Source organism: Microbacterium hominis (assembly GCF_013282805.1).
GTDB classification, from domain to species: domain Bacteria; phylum Actinomycetota; class Actinomycetes; order Actinomycetales; family Microbacteriaceae; genus Microbacterium; species Microbacterium hominis_B.
This window is the reverse complement of sequence record NZ_CP054038.1, coordinates 2,211,596-2,230,283: the sequence shown is the minus strand read 5'-3', so window position 1 is coordinate 2,230,283 and position 18,688 is coordinate 2,211,596. Positions and strand designations below refer to the sequence as shown.

The 18,688-nt window shown below is 70.9% G+C and carries 19 protein-coding genes; 18 read left to right on the top strand and 1 reads right to left on the bottom strand.

All coding sequences use genetic code 11. From position 1 onward, the window contains the following. Positions 1–112: 112 nt before the first annotated feature. Positions 113–463: an Rv2175c family DNA-binding protein gene (locus tag HQM25_RS10065; protein WP_254359256.1), complete on the top strand. Its 351-nt coding sequence runs from the start codon at positions 113–115 to the stop codon at positions 461–463. A gap of 42 nt (positions 464–505) precedes the next feature. On the opposite strand, the gene HQM25_RS10060 is transcribed toward HQM25_RS10065, so the two are convergent. Beyond that, complete coding sequence (locus HQM25_RS10060) at positions 506–1,600, bottom strand: polyprenyl synthetase family protein (protein WP_172990111.1); 1,095 nt, start codon at positions 1,598–1,600, stop codon at positions 506–508. Between the two features lie 65 nt (positions 1,601–1,665). Between HQM25_RS10060 and HQM25_RS10055 the strand changes: the two genes are divergently transcribed. The 17 genes from HQM25_RS10055 to HQM25_RS09975 all read left to right on the top strand — a co-directional run bounded on the left by HQM25_RS10055 (position 1,666) and on the right by HQM25_RS09975 (position 18,688). Further along, positions 1,666–2,040 (top strand): DUF3040 domain-containing protein, encoded by a 375-nt coding sequence (locus tag HQM25_RS10055; protein WP_172990110.1) that lies wholly within the window; start codon positions 1,666–1,668, stop codon positions 2,038–2,040. Between the two features lie 207 nt (positions 2,041–2,247). Next, positions 2,248–2,679: a division/cell wall cluster transcriptional repressor MraZ gene (gene mraZ, locus HQM25_RS10050; protein ID WP_172991607.1), complete on the top strand. Its 432-nt coding sequence runs from the start codon at positions 2,248–2,250 to the stop codon at positions 2,677–2,679. Positions 2,680–2,800: 121 nt separating this feature from the next. After that, the gene (rsmH, locus tag HQM25_RS10045; RefSeq protein ID WP_172990109.1) at positions 2,801–3,754 is read left to right on the top strand and encodes a 16S rRNA (cytosine(1402)-N(4))-methyltransferase RsmH; all 954 of its coding nucleotides are present in this window, start codon (positions 2,801–2,803) and stop codon (positions 3,752–3,754) included. Next, positions 3,751–4,335: a hypothetical protein gene (locus HQM25_RS10040; protein ID WP_172990108.1), complete on the top strand. Its 585-nt coding sequence runs from the start codon at positions 3,751–3,753 to the stop codon at positions 4,333–4,335. The genes rsmH and HQM25_RS10040 overlap by 4 nt, the downstream gene beginning before the upstream one ends. Positions 4,336–4,339: 4 nt before the next feature. After that, on the top strand, positions 4,340–6,148 hold the full coding sequence (locus HQM25_RS10035) for a peptidoglycan D,D-transpeptidase FtsI family protein (RefSeq protein ID WP_172990107.1): 1,809 nt from the start codon (positions 4,340–4,342) through the stop codon (positions 6,146–6,148). 25 nt (positions 6,149–6,173) lie between these two features. Continuing rightward, a complete protein-coding gene (locus HQM25_RS10030; protein ID WP_172990106.1) occupies positions 6,174–7,586 on the top strand; it encodes a UDP-N-acetylmuramoyl-tripeptide--D-alanyl-D-alanine ligase in 1,413 nt (470 codons plus the stop codon). Further along, a complete protein-coding gene (mraY, locus tag HQM25_RS10025) occupies positions 7,583–8,695 on the top strand; it encodes a phospho-N-acetylmuramoyl-pentapeptide-transferase (RefSeq protein ID WP_172990105.1) in 1,113 nt (370 codons plus the stop codon). The genes HQM25_RS10030 and mraY overlap by 4 nt, the downstream gene beginning before the upstream one ends. Then, the gene (murD, locus tag HQM25_RS10020; RefSeq protein WP_172990104.1) at positions 8,692–10,248 is read left to right on the top strand and encodes a UDP-N-acetylmuramoyl-L-alanine--D-glutamate ligase; all 1,557 of its coding nucleotides are present in this window, start codon (positions 8,692–8,694) and stop codon (positions 10,246–10,248) included. The genes mraY and murD overlap by 4 nt, the downstream gene beginning before the upstream one ends. Then, a complete protein-coding gene (ftsW, locus tag HQM25_RS10015; RefSeq protein ID WP_438803596.1) occupies positions 10,199–11,542 on the top strand; it encodes a putative lipid II flippase FtsW in 1,344 nt (447 codons plus the stop codon). The genes murD and ftsW overlap by 50 nt, the downstream gene beginning before the upstream one ends. A gap of 9 nt (positions 11,543–11,551) precedes the next feature. Next, a complete protein-coding gene (locus tag HQM25_RS10010) occupies positions 11,552–12,637 on the top strand; it encodes a UDP-N-acetylglucosamine--N-acetylmuramyl-(pentapeptide) pyrophosphoryl-undecaprenol N-acetylglucosamine transferase (protein ID WP_172990103.1) in 1,086 nt (361 codons plus the stop codon). Positions 12,638–12,704: 67 nt separating this feature from the next. Further along, positions 12,705–14,129, top strand: a complete 1,425-nt coding sequence (murC, locus tag HQM25_RS10005) for a UDP-N-acetylmuramate--L-alanine ligase (RefSeq protein WP_172990102.1) — start codon at positions 12,705–12,707, stop codon at positions 14,127–14,129. Then, positions 14,126–15,112, top strand: coding sequence for an FtsQ-type POTRA domain-containing protein (locus HQM25_RS10000; protein ID WP_254359254.1), 987 nt, complete (start codon positions 14,126–14,128; stop codon positions 15,110–15,112). The genes murC and HQM25_RS10000 overlap by 4 nt, the downstream gene beginning before the upstream one ends. Before the next feature lie 170 nt (positions 15,113–15,282). After that, the gene (gene ftsZ, locus HQM25_RS09995) at positions 15,283–16,443 is read left to right on the top strand and encodes a cell division protein FtsZ (RefSeq protein WP_172990101.1); all 1,161 of its coding nucleotides are present in this window, start codon (positions 15,283–15,285) and stop codon (positions 16,441–16,443) included. A gap of 19 nt (positions 16,444–16,462) precedes the next feature. Then, positions 16,463–17,152, top strand: coding sequence for a YggS family pyridoxal phosphate-dependent enzyme (locus HQM25_RS09990; protein ID WP_172990100.1), 690 nt, complete (start codon positions 16,463–16,465; stop codon positions 17,150–17,152). Between the two features lie 32 nt (positions 17,153–17,184). Beyond that, positions 17,185–17,652: a cell division protein SepF gene (locus HQM25_RS09985; RefSeq protein ID WP_172991604.1), complete on the top strand. Its 468-nt coding sequence runs from the start codon at positions 17,185–17,187 to the stop codon at positions 17,650–17,652. A gap of 3 nt (positions 17,653–17,655) precedes the next feature. After that, positions 17,656–17,955 carry a YggT family protein gene (locus tag HQM25_RS09980; protein WP_172990099.1) on the top strand — a complete coding sequence of 100 codons (300 nt, stop codon included), beginning with the start codon at positions 17,656–17,658 and terminating at the stop codon, positions 17,953–17,955. 1 nt (position 17,956) lies between these two features. Next, positions 17,957–18,688: a DivIVA domain-containing protein gene (locus HQM25_RS09975; RefSeq protein WP_172990098.1), complete on the top strand. Its 732-nt coding sequence runs from the start codon at positions 17,957–17,959 to the stop codon at positions 18,686–18,688.

The following is an 18,688-nucleotide window of genomic DNA, read 5'->3' as shown; positions in this document are numbered from 1 at the left end:
CCGTGTCACGGATGTATACGGCTGTCAACTGCTGGTATAGGAAGGTGCTCGAGCGACGGATGTGAAAGATGTGACGGCGATGGTCGATGCGGGTGCGTGCCATAGTTGCTAGGTGACCGATGACAGCCCCTCACGCATCGAGACCGACTGGCTGACCCTTCCCGACCTCGTCGAGATCCTCGACGAACCGCTCGGGCGTGTGCGTCGGCTCCTGGACGAGTCGCACCTGGTGGGATCGCGCCGCGACGGCGTGCTCAAGGTGCCCGCCGTCTTCCTTCAGGACGGGCGCCCCCTGAGCTCGCTGCGCGGCACCGTGATCGTGCTCCACGACGCGGGCTTCACCGATGACGAGGCCATCGACTGGCTGCTGAGCGCCGAGGAATCGATCGGCATCGCGCCGATCGAGGCCCTCCAGGCCGGTCGCAAGAGCGAAGTGCGTCGCGTCGCGCGCACGCTGGCCTGAGTCCGCGCGGCACTCCTCGGGGCGAGCGCGCTCACCCCGGACTCAGGTCGATCGCACCGTGGCCGCGCGTGCGAGGTCGCGCAGATCTTCGAGCGCGGCCTCATCCAGGCTCGAACCCGGCAGCGCCGCCTCGGCTTCGGCCGCGTAGCGGTCGATGAGCTCCTCCACGCGCGCGAGCGCGCCGGTGTCGATGATGGTGCGCTGCAGCGCCGCGACCTCGTCCGGGCCGAGGCCCGGATCGCCGAGGAGCCGATCGACTTCGGCGCGGGCATCCGCCTCGAGCGCCTCCCGTGCGTAGGCGATGAGCACTGTGCGCTTGCCCTCGCGCAGATCGTCGCCCGAGGGCTTGCCGGTGACGGCCTCGTCGCCGAAGACGCCGAGCACGTCATCGCGCAACTGGAACGCCATGCCGACCGGGTGGCCGAACGCGGCCAGCGCGGCGGCCTGCATGTCGTCGGCGCCCGCGAGGGCGCCCCCGATGGAGAGGGGCTGCTGCACGCTGTACCGCGCGGACTTCATCGACGCGACCCTCAGGGCGCGCTCTGCGTGACGATCGTCGGGCTCGGTGGCGAAGGCGGACTCCTCTGCGATGTCGAGGAACTGGCCCAGCGTCACCTCGCGTCGCATCGCGGCGAACTGCGCGCGCGCAGCGGCGGCCAGGGGAGTGGATGCTGCGCGCAGCCCCTCTTCGAACAGGTCGTCGCTCCACGCGACGAGCAGGTCGCCGAGGAGGATCGCGGCCGAGCGCCCGAAGGCCTCCGCGCCGCCGCTCCATCCGGCAGCGGCATGCGCGGCCTGGAGGGCGCGGTGCGCGGAGGGGCGGCCGCGACGGGTGTCGGAGTTGTCGATGAGGTCGTCGTGCACGAGGGCTGCGGCATGGAAGACCTCGAGGGCGGCGGCGGCGCTGGCGACCGGATCGGGAAGAGGGCCCGCGGCCGTCTCGGGGCTCGCGACGGCACGCCAGCCGGCGACGCAGAAGCGTCCGCGCAAGCGCTTGCCTCCGCGCAGCGCGGCAGCCGCGGCATCCACGAGCAGACGCGCCTCCGCGCCGAACGGCGCCGTCTCCTCTCGCGCGAACCGGAGAAAAGTGTCGAGTCGCTGAGAAATCTGCTCAACGGGCGCTTCCGAGGGTGGCACGGGCCTAGCCTAGTGATCAACCGCACGCGTAGAATCAACGCACGAAAGCCAACAGAGGGGGATGCATGCCACTCTCCGAACAGGAGCAGCGCCTGCTCGACGAGATGGAGCGCCATCTCATGCGCAACGACGCAGATGTCGTCAGCGCGCCCCGTGACGGTCGCTCGCTGAGCTACCGCAACATCGTCTACGGCACGGTCCTCGTGCTGCTGGGACTGGGCGGACTCCTCGTCGGAGTCGCGCTGCCGCTCGTCGCCGTCGGCGTCATCGGGTTCGCCGTGATGCTCGCGGGCGTCGTGCTCGCGGTCACGCCGACCCGGTCCGCGATCCCGCGACCGCGCGACGCCTCCGCGCCGCCGAGCGCGCCCAAGCCGCGCGGCGGCTCGTCGTTCATGGATCGCATGAACGATCGCTGGGACCGCCGGCAGGGGGAGCGCTGACAGCGGCCCCCGTCTCGATCCCGCTGCGCTGAGCGCGCGGCGCCTGCACGAAAGCACCGACCTTCGGGTCGGTGCTTTTTTGCGTTCGGCGGGCTCCGGGGAGCGCCGGGGGAGGAGAACGCCATCCGAGTGGTGGTGAAGTGGAGGAAAGTGGAGTAATGTGGCGCACATCCGATCGGGGGGTCGGGTGAAGGGGGTGAGGTGCAGATGCTTCTCGGCACGCACACACCCAAGCTCGATGACAAAGGCCGGGTGATCCTCCCCTCGAAGTTCCGTGAAGACCTGGGTGGCGGCGTCGTCGTCACCCGCGGTCAAGATCGCTGCCTCTACGTGTTCTCCACGCAGGAGTTCGAGCGCGTGCACGAGCGCATTCGCGAAGCCCCCCTCGCGAACAAGCAGGCCCGCGACTTCCTGCGCATGTTCCTCTCCGGAGCCAGCGCCGAGACCCCCGACAGCCAGAACCGCATCACCATCCCGCAATCGCTGCGCGCCTACGCCGGCCTCGAGCGCGAGCTCGTCGTCACCGGCGTGGGAGCCCACGCCGAGATCTGGAACGCCGACGCGTGGAACGCCTACGCCGAGGCGAACGAAGAGTCGTACGCCGAGCTCGAGCAGGAGGTGATTCCGGGCCTGTTCTGATCCGTGCCCCCGGTCCTGACTCCCAGCCGCTCCCGCCCTGTCGCACTTCCCCGGCGCCAGGTCAGAGCGGATGGGGATCAGGACCGGGGGACCGGAAAGAAGAACTCCACCCCGCTCCACCATGAATCTCCGCGACATCCACACCCCCGTCATGCTCGACCGCTGCGTCGAGCTGCTCGCCCCCGCCCTCGAGCGCCCCGGCGCCGTGCTGGTCGATGCCACACTCGGCATGGGCGGCCACTCCGAGGCGTTCCTCGACCGGTTCCCCGGCATCCACCTGATCGGCCTGGATCGCGACACCGACGCCCTGCGCATCGCGGGCGAGCGGCTCGCGCCCTTCGGCGACCGCGTGACGCTCGTGCACACGGTGTACGACGGCATCGCCGAGGCGGTGCGCGGGGCGGGCGTGTCCGCGGTCGACGGGATCCTGTTCGACCTCGGCGTCTCCTCGCTCCAGCTCGACGTCGCCGATCGCGGCTTCGCCTACGCGCAGGACGCACCGCTGGACATGCGCATGGACCAGACGGCGGGCACCACCGCCGCCGACATCGTGGCGACCTACGGCGAGGGCGATCTGCGGCGCATCTTCGAGCGGTACGGCGAGGAGAAGCTCGCCGCCCGCTACGCGCGGGCCATCATCGCCGCACGCGCCGAGGCGCCGATCGAGCGCTCCGGTCGGCTCGTCGAGATCCTCGTGGCGGCGACACCGCACGCGGTGCAGCGTTCCGGGCACCCCGCCAAGCGGGTGTTCCAGGCGCTGCGCATCGAGGTCAACCGGGAGCTGTCGGTGCTCGAGCGGGCGGTGCCCGCGGCCCTCGACACGCTCGCCGTCGGCGGGCGCATCGTCGTGCTGTCGTATCAGTCCCTCGAAGACCGGCTCGTCAAGCGCGAGTTCGCGGCGGCGTCGGCATCGACCGCGCCGCGCGGACTCCCCGTGGAGCTGCCCGAGCACGCCCCCCGATTCCGACTGCTCGTCAAAGGTGCCGAGCTGGCCACAGAAGAGGAGCGCGCGGTCAATCCGCGAGCCACTCCGGTGCGCCTGCGCGCCGCTGAGAGATTGAGGGAGGCGCGATGAGCGGCATGACCGCGACCGCTGCGGCGACCACACTCGCCCCGATCCGGCACGATGCGCCCGCGCGGCGTCTGCGCGTCGTCGACGCCCCGGCACGCCTTCGGCGCCCGAGGCTCACCTACGGGATCATCGCGCTGATGTGCGCGCTGTCGATCGGCGCGGCCCAGATGGTGCTCTCGATCCTCACGACCCAGGGCTCCTACGAGCTGTCGACGCTGACCCAGCAGCAGCGCGAGCTGACCTGGCAGAAGCAGATCCTCTACGACGAGGTCGCAGGCCTCGGCTCGCCGCAGTACCTCGCAGCCAACGCCGCTGCGCTGGGCATGGTGATCGACGAGTCGCCCAGCTACCTGAGGCTCAGCGACGGAGCGCTGCTCGGCTCGGGTGGCGCCGCGGGCGCCGGCTCGTCGGTGGATGCCCTCGGCCGCGGCTCCGTGCCGAACGCCCTCATCACCGAGACACCGCTGGTCACCGACCCCGCCGCGACCATCGAAGGCGTGCCGGTGGTCACCGGCGACGGGGGAGCGGTCGCCGACACGCCGCCGCCCTTGACCGACGGACTGCCGACCCCGAGCACACACTGAGCCCATGACCACGCGCATCACACGCAGTCCGCGTCCTCGCACGGTGGTCGCCCTCGCGGTCGTGCTCGCGATCCTCTCGGGGTTCATCGTCCGCCTCGTCGACATCCAGGTGGTCAACGCGGGGGAGCACATCGACGACTCGATGGAGCGCGCACTCGCCGCCAGCCGCACGCTGTACGGCACGCGCGGCTCGATCGTCGACGAGACCGGACAGACCCTCGCCGGGAGCGTGCTCATGTACGACGGCGTGCTCGATCCCCTCAACATCACCGGTTACGAGGAGAACGGCGGCTTCGTACGGTCGGTCGAGGGCGGTGCCGAGGGCGAGACCGAGCGGGTGCCCTGGGAGCAGGCGGCCGCCGAGATGGCCGAGATCACCGGTCAGGATGCCGCGCAGATCCGCCAGGCGGTCGCCGACGCCCTCGCCGAGAACGCGGCGTCGCAGTTCGCCTACCTCGATCGCGGGCTGACCACCGAGCAGTATCGTGCGCTCGCGGCGATCGGCGCCCCGTACCTCACCTTCGATCAGCATCCCGCCCGCATGTACCCCGACGGTGCGGTCGGCGGCAACCTCGTGGGCTACATGGGGTCGGAGGGTCCGCAGGCGGGCCTGGAGCTCACCCAGCAGACCTGCCTCGATGCGACCGACGGCCGGGTCAGCTTCCAGCGCGGCAAGGACGGCGTGATCATCCCGGGCACCGAGTCCGAGCAGCCCGCCGTCAATGGCGGCACGCTGCAGCTCACGGTCAACCGCGACCTGCAGTGGTACATGCAGCAGCTCATCAGCGAGCAGACCCAGGCGATGGGCGCCCAGAACGGCGCGATCATGGTCGTCGAGACCTCGACCGGCAAGATCCGGGCGGCGGCGGAGTATCCCTCCGTCGATCCCAACGACGTCACCGCCTCCGACAGCACGGATCGCGGCAGCCGCATCTTCGGCGGATGGTTCGAGCCGGGATCGACGTTCAAGGCGCTCACCGCGGCGACCGTGATCGACGCGGGCGGGCAGAGCCCGGCATCCACCGTCGTCGCGTCCAGCCGCGAGAGCTTCGCCAACGGCGCGCGCGTCAACGACTTCTACCAGCACGCCCCGTTCACCTACACGCTCGCGGGCGTGCTCATCGACTCCTCGAACACCGGCATCTCGAAGTTCAGCGAGAAGGTGTCCACACAGACCCGGTTCGACTACCTCGAGCGCTTCGGAATCGGGCAGGGGAGCGCGGTCGGCTTCCACAACGAGCAGAGCGGCCTGCTGCGCCCCGTCGAGCAGTGGGACAACCAGACCGTCTACAACACCGCGTACGGGCAGGGCCTGACCACGACGATGCCCGAGCTGGCGGGAGCCTACGCCGCCCTCGCCAACGACGGCCTGCGCATGCCGCTCAGCCTCGTCGAGTCGTGCACGTCGGCCGACGGCACGGTGACCGAGCCCGACCTGCCCGAGCCGGTGCAGGTGGTGAGCGCGTCGACCTCGGCGAAGATGCGCACGATGCTCGAGAACGTCTTCCTGCAGGCCAACTACGCGACCTCGGTGGAGATCCCCGGGTACCGGGTGGCGGGGAAGACCGGCACAGGTGAGAAATCCGACGGCAACGGCCGATACAAGGCCGGCGCGTACTTCACCACGATGATCGGGTTCGCCCCCGCCGACGACCCCGAGTACCTCGTCGTGGTCACGCTCGATGAGCCGTCGAAGGTAAAGTCGTCTGCGGCCAACGCCACCGCGTTCCAGAAGGCCATGACGCAGGTGCTCAAGACCTACCGCGTGATGCCCTCGACGACGACGCCGGAGATGCTCCCCGAGTTCGGGTGAGGCATCCGATCCGGCCGGAGAAGACATGATCGCCCTCACCATCGCAGAACTCGCCCGCGCCGTCGGCGGAGAAGCCGTCTACGTCGGCGACGACACGCCCGAGACGCTCGTCTCCGGCGCCGTGGACACCGACTCGCGCCTCATCGGACCCGGCGACATCTTCGTCGCCAAGCCCGGCGAGACCACCGACGGCCACCTGTTCGTCGGCAAGGCCGCCGATGCCGGCGCGGCGCTGGCCGTCGTCGAGCACATCGTCGATGCCGACCTCACGCAGGTCATCGTGGCCGACGCGGTCGGCGCCCTCGCCGACCTCGCCCGCGAGGTCGTCGCGCGCGTGCGTCGCGACGGCGACCTGCGCGTGGTCGGCATCACCGGATCCAACGGCAAGACCACCACCAAGAACATGCTCGCCCGAATCCTCGAGGCCGAGGGTGAGACCGTGTCGCCGAAGGCCTCGTTCAACAACGAGGTCGGCGCCCCGCTCACGATGCTTCGCGTCGGTGCCGATACCCGCTTCCTCGTGAGCGAGTTCGGGGCCAGCGGGCCCGGGGAGATCGCACGACTCGCCGGGCTGGTCGCCCCCGATGTCGGCGTCGTGCTGATGGTGGGCATGGCCCACGCCGGCGGCTTCGGCGGCATCGAGGCCACGTTCGCGGCGAAGTCCGAGCTCGTGCGCGCGGTGCGCCCCGGAGGGCTCGCCGTGCTCAACGCCGACGACGCCCGCGTGGCGGCCATGGCGCCCATCGCCGCCGAGCGCGGTGCGACGGTGCGCTGGTTCGCGCGCGGAGCGGCCGCCGACGTGCGCGCGGACGACGTCGAGGTGACCGCCGAGGGCACGACCTGCACGGTGACCGCCGACGGCGAGAGCCTTCCGCTGCGGCTGCGCGTGCTCGGCGAGCATCACGTCATGAACGCCCTCGCGGCGATCGCGACCGCCACCGCGCTCGGCGTGTCGCTGGCCGACTGCATCGCGCGGCTGGAGCAGGTCGAGCTCGCCGAGCGCTGGCGCATGCAGCCGCTGGGCTCGGACCGGGTCCGGATCATCAACGACGCCTACAACGCGAGCCCCGACTCGATGGCGGCGGCCCTGCGCACCCTCGCGCAGATCACCCGCCCCGACCAGCGCACCGTGGCCGTGCTCGGCGCCATGAGCGAGCTCGGGGAGTACTCCGAGGAGGAGCACGACCGCGTCGGACTCCTGGCCGTGCGCCTGCGCATCCAGCGGATCGTGATCATCGGAGCGCCCGCACGCCGGATGTACCTCGAGGCCATCGCACAGGGCTCGTGGGACGGCGAAGCGGTGTTCTTCGAGACCGCCGACGAGGCCTTCGACTACCTCCAGGGCGAACTGCGCGACGGCGATCGCGTGCTCGTCAAGTCCTCCAACTCCGCGGGCCTGAGGTTCCTCGGCGATCGTCTGGGAGAATCCTTCTCGTGAGATCACTCCTGACGGCCGCGGCGATCTCGCTGGCCTTCACCCTGTTCCTCACCCCGGTCTTCCTGCGCCTGTTCCGGGCCTGGGGATGGGGGCAGGTCATCCGCACGCCGGAGAACGTCCACAACCCCAGCCACGGCGCCAAGCGCGGCACCATGTCGATGGGCGGCACGATCTTCATCACCGGCACGATCGTCGGCTATCTCGTCGGATCGTTCACCGGCAACAACCCGCCCACGATCTCCGGGCTGCTCGTGCTGTGGATGATGGTCGGCTTCGGCGTCGTCGGGTTCATCGACGACTACATGAAGGTGCGCAGCCAGCGCAGCCTCGGCCTCTCCGGCTGGCGCAAGGTGGCCGGTCAGGTGCTCGTCGCCGTGGTCTTCGCGGTCGTCGCGCTGAACTTCCCCAACGCGTGGGGGCTGACCCCGGCATCCCCGTACGTCTCGATCTTCCGCGATGTGCCGATGCTCTCGTTCATGGCGCTCGGCCCGATCATCGGGTGGGCGCTGTACATGGCCTGGGTCTCGTTCATCGGCGTCGCCTTCTCCAACAGCACCAACGTCACCGACGGTCTCGACGGCCTGGCCGCCGGCGCCGGCATCTTCGTGACGGGCGCGTACAGCCTCATCGCGTTCTGGCAGTTCAACCAGGTGTGCTCGGGCGGCGAAGCGCTCGCACCGAGCGTGCAGACCGCGTGCTACTCCGTGCGCGACCCGTTCGATCTGGCGATCGTGTCGGCAGCGTTCGTGGGGGCGCTCGTCGGATTCCTCTGGTGGAATGCGCCCAAGGCGCAGATCTTCATGGGCGACGTGGGGTCGATGGCCATCGGCGGCGTGATCGCGGCGATGGCGATCCTCACCCGCACCGAACTGCTGGCCGTGCTCGTCGCGGGCGTCTACATCATCGCGCCGGGGTCCGTCATCCTTCAGCGCCTCTACTTCAAGGCCACGCGCGGCAAGCGCCTGTTCCTCATGAGCCCGTTCCACCACCATCTGGAGATGCGCGGCTGGCCCGAGATCACGATCGTGGTGCGCATGTGGATCATCGCGGGCCTGCTCGCGGTGTCGGGCGTCGGGTTCTTCTACGTAGAGTGGCTGATCGCGACATGACCGGCGTCGCTTCCCGCCTCGACGCCCTGACGAGCTGGCACGCCGACTGGAAGGGCCTGCGGGTCGCCGTGCTGGGCCTCTCCGTCACCGGCTTCTCGGTGGCGGACACGCTCGCCGAGCTCGGCGCCGAGGTGCTCGTGCTCACCGAGAAGGCCGACGAGGAGTACGCGCGGCTGGTTCCGGTCATCGGCGCCCGACTGTGGACGGGGCCCCTCGCGAGCGTCCCCGAGGAGGTCGTGGCGTTCGCCCCCGAGGTGGTCATCGCCTCGCCGGGCTTCGCGCCCCGGCATCCCGTCGTCGAATGGACCCGCGAGCAGGGCATCGCCCTCTGGGGCGACATCGAGCTGGCCTGGCGCGTGCGCGACAAGGTCGTGCGCGCCGACGGCACGCCTGCCGACTGGATCCTCATCACCGGCACCAACGGCAAGACCACGACGACGCGGCTGACGGCGACGATGCTCGTGGAGGGCGGCCTGCGGGCCGCGCCCGTGGGCAACATCGGCACGCCGGTCCTGGATGCCGTGCGCGACCCCTCCGGCTTCGACGCGCTCGTCGTCGAGCTGTCGAGCCACCAGCTCTGGTACCTCGGGCTGCAGACGGGTCCCGACCCGCTCTCGCCGCACGCGAGCGTGTGCCTGAATCTCGCCGACGACCACCTCGAGTGGCACGGCTCGTTCGCCGAGTACCGCGCCGCCAAGGCCCACGTCTACGACAACACGCGCGTGGCGTGCGTGTACAACAAGTCCGACCTCGCCACGCGGGAGATGGTCGAAGACGCCGACGTCGTCGAGGGCGCCCGTGCGATCGGCTTCGACCTCGGCGTGCCGGGGCCGAGCGACCTGGGCGTCGTGGACGGCATCCTCGTCGACCGCGCCTTCCTGGAGGATCGCCGCACCTCGGCTCTCGAGCTCACCACGGTCGACGAGCTCGCCGAGCGCGGGCTCGCCGCGCCGCACATCGCGGCCAACATCCTCGCCGCGTCGGCGCTCGCGCGCTCGCTCGAGGTTCCGCCCGCCGCGATCCGCGACGCGCTGCGCGGCTTCCGCCTCGACCCCCACCGCATCGAGGTCGTCGCGCGCCACGAGGGAATCACGTGGGTCGACGACTCGAAGGCGACCAACCCGCACGCGGCCGCCTCGTCGCTGGCCGCCTACCCGGGCGCGGTGTGGATCGTCGGGGGCCTGCTCAAGGGCGTCGACATCTCGGGCCTGGTCGCCGACCGCGGCGCGGCCGCATCGGCGGCGATCGTCATCGGCACCGAGCGCGACGAGGTCGTCACCGCGTTCGCGCGACACGCGCCGGCGGTTCCGGTCTTCGAGGTCGACCACGCCCAGACTGAAGACGTCATGGCGCGGGTCGTCGAGATCGCGACCGGGGTCGCCCGTGACGGGGGTGTGGTTCTGCTGGCTCCCGCCGCGGCGTCCTTCGATCAGTTCTCGTCCTACGCCGACCGCGGCCGGCGCTTCGCCGACGCGGTGCGCGAGCGGATCGGAAGGGGGACCGGTGGCGATCACGACACCGCCGGGGACGCGCCCTCGACACCCGGAGCCTGACCCCGACGACGGAGCCGCCTCCGACACGCCCCGACGGCGGGGACTGGCCGCGCGCGTGTCGCTGGGACGGGTGTTCGCGCCGGTGCCGAGCGAGTTCTTCCTCATCGCTTCGACCGCGCTGCTGCTGACCATCTTCGGTCTGGTAATGGTGCTGTCGGCGACCTCCGCCACGGCGATCGCCGACGGGGCGCCGCCCTGGGACGCGGTGGCCAAGCAGGGGGTCTTCGCCCTGTTGGGTGTACCGCTCATGTTCATCACGAGCCGGCTGCCGCTGGTCTTCTTCAAGCGGATCGCGTGGCCCGCGCTCATGATCGCGGTCGCCTTCCAGATGCTCGTGTACGTGCCGGGGCTCGGGGTCGAGGCGTACGGCAACCGCAACTGGATCATGATCGGCGGGCTCCAGGCCCAGCCCGCGGAGTTCCTCAAGCTGGCCCTCGCGCTGTGGCTGGGCTATGTGCTCTTCCGCAAGCAGACGCTCCTCGGATCGTGGAAGCACGTGGTCGTGCCGGTCATCCCGGTGGCGATCCTCGTCATCGCGACCGTGCTCGGCGGACGCGACCTCGGCACCTCGATGATCCTCGTGCTCATCACCCTCGGTGCACTGTTCTTCTCGGGTGTGAAGCTGCGGCTGTTCATCCTGCCGGCGATCGCCGCTGCCATCGCCGTGGCGGGATTCGCGATCGCGAGTCCCGACCGCATGCGCCGCATCATGAGCTTCCTCAACTCCGACTGCCTCGCCGACTACTACGGCGACTGCTATCAGCCGCTCCACGGCATCTGGGGTCTCGCCAACGGCGGAATCTTCGGACTCGGCCTGGGCAACTCCAAGGAGAAGTACGACTGGCTGCCCGCGGCGGCCAACGACTACATCTTCGCGATCGTCGGCGAGGAGCTCGGCCTCATCGGGTGCACCGTGGTTCTCGCGCTGTTCGGTCTGTTCGCCGTCGGCGCCTTCAAGGTGATCCGCAAGACGGACGACCCGTTCGTGCGCATCGTCTCGGGAGCGATCACGGTGTGGATCGTCGGCCAGGCCCTCATCAACATCGGCGTCGTGCTGCGCGTCTTCCCCGTGCTGGGGGTGCCGCTGCCGTTCATGTCGCAGGGCGGCACGTCACTGCTGTCGGTGCTCCTGGCCTCAGGCGTGCTCCTGGCCTTCGCGCGCACCCTTCCTCCGGCGGGCCGCACCAGCGGATCCGCGAGCCGCACCAGCCGGCCCGCGAGCCGCACCAGCGGATCCGCGAGCCGCACCAGTGGATCCGCGGGACGGACCGGGCGGGCCCGCGCGGACGGGTAAAGTCGCGGGGTGACGACCTATCTCCTCGCCGGCGGCGGCACCGCGGGCCATGTGAATCCTCTGCTCGCCGTGGCCGACGGGCTGCGGGAGCGTGAGCCCGACGCGCAGGTGCTCGTCCTCGGCACGCGCGAGGGGCTCGAGGCGCGCCTGGTGCCCGAGCGCGGCTATGAGCTGCTCTTCGTCGACAAGGTGCCCTTTCCGCGTCGCCCTGATCGCGATGCCGCCGCGTTCCCCCAGCGGTTCCGCCGTGCGCTGAAGCAGGTGCGTGGGCACCTCGCCGAGCGCGGCGTCGACGTGGTCGTGGGCTTCGGCGGGTATGCCGCCGCGCCCGCGTACGTCGCCGCGGACCGTGCCGGTGTGCCCTTCGTCGTGCACGAGGCGAACGCCAAGCCGGGGCTGGCCAACGTGCTCGGCGCCCGGCGCGCAGCCCGCGTCGGCGTGGCCTTCGACGGCACGCCGCTCAAGCGCTCCCACGTCGTCGGCATGCCGCTGCGGCGCGAGATCGTCGACCTCGACCGCGCTGCCGCTCGCGCCGGGGCCGCCGCCCATTTCGGCCTGGATGCCGCGCGACCGGTGCTCCTCGTGTTCGGCGGCTCGCTCGGAGCGCTGCGCCTGAACGAGGCCTTCGGCGAGGGGCACGGCGCCGCGTGGCGGGACGTCGTCGCCGCCGGCTGGCAGGTGCTGCACGTGACAGGGGAGCGCTCCACGCTCGCCGACCCCGGCGCCGCCGACTATGTCGTCGCCCGCTACGTCGACCGGATGGATCTGGCGTTCGCGCTGGCCGATCTCATCGTGTCGCGGGCGGGAGCGGCCACGGTCAGCGAGATCAGCGCACTCGGCATCCCGGCGGTCTACGTGCCGTACGCGGTCGGCAACGGCGAGCAGGCGCTCAACGCCTCGTCGGCCGTGCGGGCGGGTGCAGCCGTGCTCATCGCCGACGGCGAGTTCACCGCGGAGCGCGTGCGCACCGAGGTCGTGCCGCTGCTGGGCGACGAGGCGCGCCGCGCCGCGATGGCCCAGGCCGCCGACGTGGTGGGCACCCGCGGCGGCACGGAGAACGTGATCGCGCTCATCGACGCGACCCTCGCACGCTAGTCCGCGGCCGGTCGGTGCCGCGCGCCGGGGAGCCGCCGTGCGCCGCGCGACTTAGGATTGACCGGTCATGATCAGACCCGACCTCTCCCTCCCCATCCCCGAGCACATCGAGGCCGCCCACTTCATCGGGATCGGCGGCTCCGGGATGTCGGGCCTCGCCCGCATGTTCCTCGACCGCGGCATCCGTGTCTCCGGCTCGGACCGCGCCGACAGCGCCGCCCTGCGCGATCTCGCCGCGCGCGGCGCGATCGTGCACGTCGGCCACGACGCGGCGAACCTGCCCGACGACGTCGACACGGTCGTGCACACCGGCGCCATCTGGCCGGAGAACCCCGAGTTCCTGCTCGCCAGGCAGCGCGGGCTCCACGTGATCCACCGCTCGCAGGCGCTGCACTGGCTCATCGGCGGACGACGCCTGGTCTCGGTGGCCGGCGCCCACGGCAAGACGACGTCGACCGGCATGATCGTGACGGCGCTGCGCGATCTCGACGCCGATCCCACCTTCGTCAACGGAGGGGTGATCTCGCAGCTGGGCGTGTCCAGCGGCACCGGCTCCGACGACGTGTTCGTCATCGAGGCCGACGAGTCCGACGGCACCTTCCTGCTCTACGACACCTCGATCGCCCTCATCACCAACGTCGATCCCGACCATCTCGACCACTGGGGTTCGCGCGACGCGTTCTACGACGCCTTCGCCCGCTTCGCCGACGGGGCGCGCGAAGCCGTCGTGATCTCGTCCGACGACGCGGGGGCCCGGCGCGTGTCGTCTCGGCTCACTCACGCGAACGTCGTCACGTTCGGCGAAGCGGCCGAGGCCGACGTGCGGGTGACGGAGATCCGCACGGATGGCGCGGTGGCGTTCTCGCTCACCCACGACGGTCAGACGGTGGCGGCGCAGCTGCCCGTCCCGGGCGCCCACAACGCGATCAACGCGGCCGGCGCCGTCGCGGTGCTGCTGACGCTCGGCTACGGGCTGGAGGAGGCGGTGCGCGCCGTCGAGGGCTTCGCGGGCACCGTGCGCCGGTTCGAGCTCCACGGCGTCGAGCGGGGGGTCAGCGTCTACGACGACTACGCCCATCATCCGACCGAGGTGGCCGCCGCGCTGAGCGCCGCGCGCACCGTCGTCGGCGACGGCCGCATCATCGCGATCCAGCAGCCGCACACCTATTCCCGCACGCAGGAGATGTACCGCGAGTTCGCGCAGGTGCTCGAGCAGCACGCCGACCACACCGTGATGCTCGACGTGTACGGTGCGCGCGAGGACCCCGTGCCCGGGGTGACCGGCGCGCTGGTCAGCGACGCGTTCGCCGACCCCGCCAACGTGCACTACGTCGCCGACTGGCAGGCCGCGGCCGACTACACGGCCACTGTCGCCCGACCCGGCGACTACGTCATCACCCTCGGCTGCGGGAACGTCTACCTGATCATTCCGCAGGTGCTGGAGGCACTCGGGCGCACGTCGGCCGACGACACCGCGGAGCCCTCTGCGTGAGACGGCCCAGTCCGCTCCCTCAGCCGCCGGTGCCCCCGCGGGGCCCCGGGCGCGCGAGCGCGGACGACGCCGTCGGAGCGGAGTCGGAGACGGCGGCATCCCGCACCGCTGTCGAGGTCGACGACCGCGTGGATGCCGCGCCCGAGGCGCCGGCATCGCCGGAGCGGCCTGACGCAGCCGCCGACACGGGCGACCCCGTGCGGGAGCCGGAGGCGGGCCGGCTGAGTGTGAGGGACGTGTGGCGCGCCTCCCGCGCGCGGCGCAAGGCGCTGCGCGCGGAGATGCGCCGCTTCACCGTGCGCCAGCGCCGTCGGCGCATGATGTGGATCGGGGCGGCCGGCGCACTCCTCCTCGTCGTGCTCGGCACGCTCGGAGCCGCGTACAGCCCGCTGTTCGCCGTCGAGCGCATCGACGTGGTGGGCGCGGAGCGCCTGGATGCCGCGGCGGTGGAGTCCGCCCTGTCGGACCAGCTCGGAACGCCGCTGGCCCGGATCGACGAGAGCGCGATCAAGGCCGCGCTCGTCACCTTCCCGCTGGTGGAGTCCTATTCGCTCGAGGCGCGTCCCCCGCACGACCTCGTCGTGCGCATCGTCGAGCGCACGCCGATCGGGCTGATCCAGAGCCGCTCCGGGTACACCGTGGTGGATGCCGCGGGCGTTGCGCTGTCGACCACTCAGGAGCCCGCGCCGGGCGCCCCGATCCTCACGATCGCGGGCGGGACCGACTCTGCGGCCTTCGAAGCGGCCGGTCAGGTGATGCGATCGCTGCCCGAGGGCATCCGCGCCCAGGTGACCGAGGTGACGGCATCCACCGCCGACGATGTGACCCTCACCCTCGGCGCGACCGAGACCGAGGTGGTCTGGGGGAGCGCCGACGACTCGGCGCTCAAGGCCGTCGTGCTGGAGACCACCATGGCGACCCGGCCGCCGGGCGGCGTGCGTCTCTACGACGTGTCCACGCCGAGCGCGGTCGTCGTCGGCTGAGCGGGTTGGCAGTCCGACGGATTCGGGTGCGCGATGGCGCGACACGCCGCAGCGCTGCCGGGCGCGCGGCGCGCGCCGCTTACCTTCAGTGAAGGGAATTGCATACCGGGCAATTCTTTATACCTCTACTAGAGGTTGAAGGTTACGGGTTCGGGAAGACGGAGGCCGGCATGAGCCAGAACCAGAACTACCTCGCCGTCATCAAGGTGGTCGGCGTCGGCGGCGGTGGTGTCAACGCCGTCAACCGCATGATCGAGCTGGGTCTGCGGGGCGTCGAGTTCATCGCGATCAACACCGATGCGCAGGCGCTGCTGATGAGCGACGCCGACGTCAAGCTCGACGTCGGACGCGAGCTCACCCGCGGACTCGGCGCGGGTGCCGACCCCGAAGTGGGGCGTCGCGCGGCCGAAGACCACGCGGAGGAGATCGAGGAAGCCCTGCGCGGGGCCGACATGGTCTTCGTCACCGCGGGCGAAGGCGGCGGCACCGGCACCGGTGGCGCGCCCGTGGTCGCGAAGATCGCCAAGTCGATCGGCGCCCTGACCATCGGTGTCGTCACCAAGCCCTTCTCGTTCGAAGGCCGCCGCCGTCAGAGCCAGGCCGAGACCGGCGTCGCGAAGCTGAAGGAGGAGGTCGACACCCTCATCGTGGTGCCGAACGACCGCCTCCTCGAGATCAGCGACCGCGGCATCTCGATGATCGAGGCGTTCGCCACCGCAGACCAGGTGCTCCTGGCCGGTGTGCAGGGCATCACCGATCTCATCACCACGCCGGGTCTGATCAACCTCGACTTCGCCGACGTGAAATCGGTGATGCAGGGAGCGGGATCCGCCCTCATGGGCATCGGCTCCGCCCGCGGAGCCGATCGGGCGATCAAGGCGGCCGAGCTCGCCGTCGAATCGCCGCTGCTCGAGGCATCCATCGAAGGCGCGCACGGCGTGCTGCTGTCGATCCAGGGCGGGTCGAACCTCGGAATCTTCGAGATCAACGACGCGGCCCAGCTCGTCAAGGAAGCCGCGCACCCCGAGGCGAACATCATCTTCGGCACGGTGATCGACGACACCCTCGGCGACGAGGTGCGCGTGACCGTGATCGCCGCCGGCTTCGATGGCGGTGAGCCGCAGACGCGCATCGAGCCGATCACGGCGACGGCCACGCGTCCGGCCGCGATCCCGGTGCTGCCGGCGACGTCGGCTGAGGACGCGGCGAAGGATGCTCCGTCGGTGACGCCGGCGCCCGAGCCGGTGAGCGTCGGCGCGGCGCTGCCCGATTCGAGCTACGACTCGGCGTTCGGCGACGACGACCTCGACATCCCCGACTTCCTCAAGTAAGCGAAAGGCGCGCGCTCGCGTGGATCCCGATCTCGCCACCCGTCTCCACGAGGTCGACGACTCCATCGCGAGCGCCGCCCGCGCTGCCGGACGTGATCCTGCGGGGATCACCCGGATCGTGGTGACCAAGTTCCACCCCGTCACGCTCGTCGAGCAGCTTCACGCGCTCGGCGTGCGTGATGTGGGGGAGAACCGGCAGCAGGAGCTCACCGCGAAGTCGGAGGCCGCTCGCGGCCTCGACGGCCTCCGATGGCATTTCATCGGCCAGGCGCAGACCAACAAGGCCCGGGCGGTGCGCGCGGCAGCCTCGGCGGTGCACTCCGTCGACCGCCCGCGCCTCGCCGACGCCCTCGACGCGGCGGCGCAGCCCGGGGAGCCCCGGCTGGACGTGCTGCTGCAGATCAACCTCACCGACGATCCCGGGCGCGGTGGCGTCGCGCCGGCGGGGATCGAGGCCCTCGCCGAGAAGACCGCCGGGTGCGCGTCGCTGCGCGTGCGGGGCGTGATGGCCGTCGCGCCTCTCGACGAGGAGCCCGCCGCCGCGTTCGCGCGGCTGCGGGACTACGCGGCCCGGGTGCGCACGGTCGTGCCGGATGCGGATTGGATCTCCGCGGGGATGACCGCGGACTTCGCCGCCGCCATCGCCGCCGGCGCGACACACCTTCGCATCGGTTCGGCAATCACCGGCCCCCGCCCCGAGCGCGGTTAACCTCGGAACAGATGAGCACAACGGAGGAAGCGATGTCGAACCCGCTCAAGAAGACCATGGTGTACCTCGGACTCGCCGACGAGGAAGAGATCTACGAAGAGCCCGTGGCCGCGGCCCAGCCCGCCGCACGCACGAAGGAGAAGACCATCGAGAAGGCGGCCCCCGTCACGCCCCTCCATCGCCCGGCGGTCGTGCGCCAGCCTGCGCCCGCGGCCATCAGCGAGATCCTGACCGTCCACCCCAAGCAGTACAAGGACGCCCAGGTCATCGCCGAGAACTTCCGTGACGGCATCCCCGTGATCATCAACCTGTCGCAGATGAGCGACGCCGATGCGCGCCGCCTCATCGACTTCGCCAGCGGGCTCTCGCTCGGCCTTTACGGCCGCATCGAACGTGTCACGAGCAAGGTCTTCCTGCTGTCGCCGGAGAACGTCGCCGTGTCGGGTGAGGGAGCGGTCGCGCATGCCGATCCGGACGCGGTTCCCTTCTCGCAGCCGTAGTCTGTGGGAGTGATTCAGGTCATCGCGGCGATACTCAACTTCGCGCTTCTCGTCTACGTCTTCGTGCTGCTCGCACGGCTCATCCTCGAATGGGTGCCCATCTTCAACCGGGAATGGCGGCCGCGCGGCGCCGGACTCGTCGCCGCGGAGGTGGTCTACACGGTCACCGACCCGCCCATCCGGCTCTTCCGGCGGTTCATCCCGCCCCTGCGCGTCGGGCCTGTCGCCATCGACTTCGGCTTCGCGCTCACGATGCTCCTGTGCTTCATCCTCCTGAGCATCACGGGTGCGCTGGCGCGCTGACATGACGTCGACGCGCCCAGCGCGTCTCGGGCTTCGACACTCTCGGAACGCCCGACTATGCTTTGCTGGTACGACCGCCGGCGACGGCGGAACGGCCCCCGGCATCGGCCATCGACCGCCCGAAAGAGGAATTCACCATGGCATTGTCCCCGATGACGTCGTCACCAAGCAGTTCCAGCACGTCCGCTTCAAGGAGGGCTTCGACCCCGACGAGGTCGACGACTTCCTGGACGAGATCGTCGTCGAGTGGCGCAAGGCCCTTGCCGAGAACGAGGAGCTGAAGGCGAAGCTCGCGGCCTACGAGTCGGGCGCCGCACAGCCCGCCGCCGCTCCGGTCGCCGAGGCCCCGGCTCCCGCCCCCACCCCCGCGCCGGCGCTCATGGGCGCCCCCGACGGCAGCGCGCCCAGCGCCGCCAGCGCCGGGATCATCGAGCTCGCGCAGCGCCTGCACGACGAGCACGTCGCCGAGGGGCGCGCCCAGCGCGACCAGCTGATCGCCGACGCCAAGGCGCAGGCCGCCACGATCGTCACCGACGCCGAGACCCGCGGCCGTGAGGAGCTCGCCAAGCTCGAGCGCGAGCGCACCGGGCTGGAGTCCCGCATCTCCGAGCTCCGCCAGTTCGAGCGCGACTACCGCGCGCAGCTGCGCAGCTACATCGAGGGCAAGCTGCGCGACCTCGAGACGACGGCCACGACGTCGGGCGCCACGCCCGTCTCGGCCATCGGCCTCTAG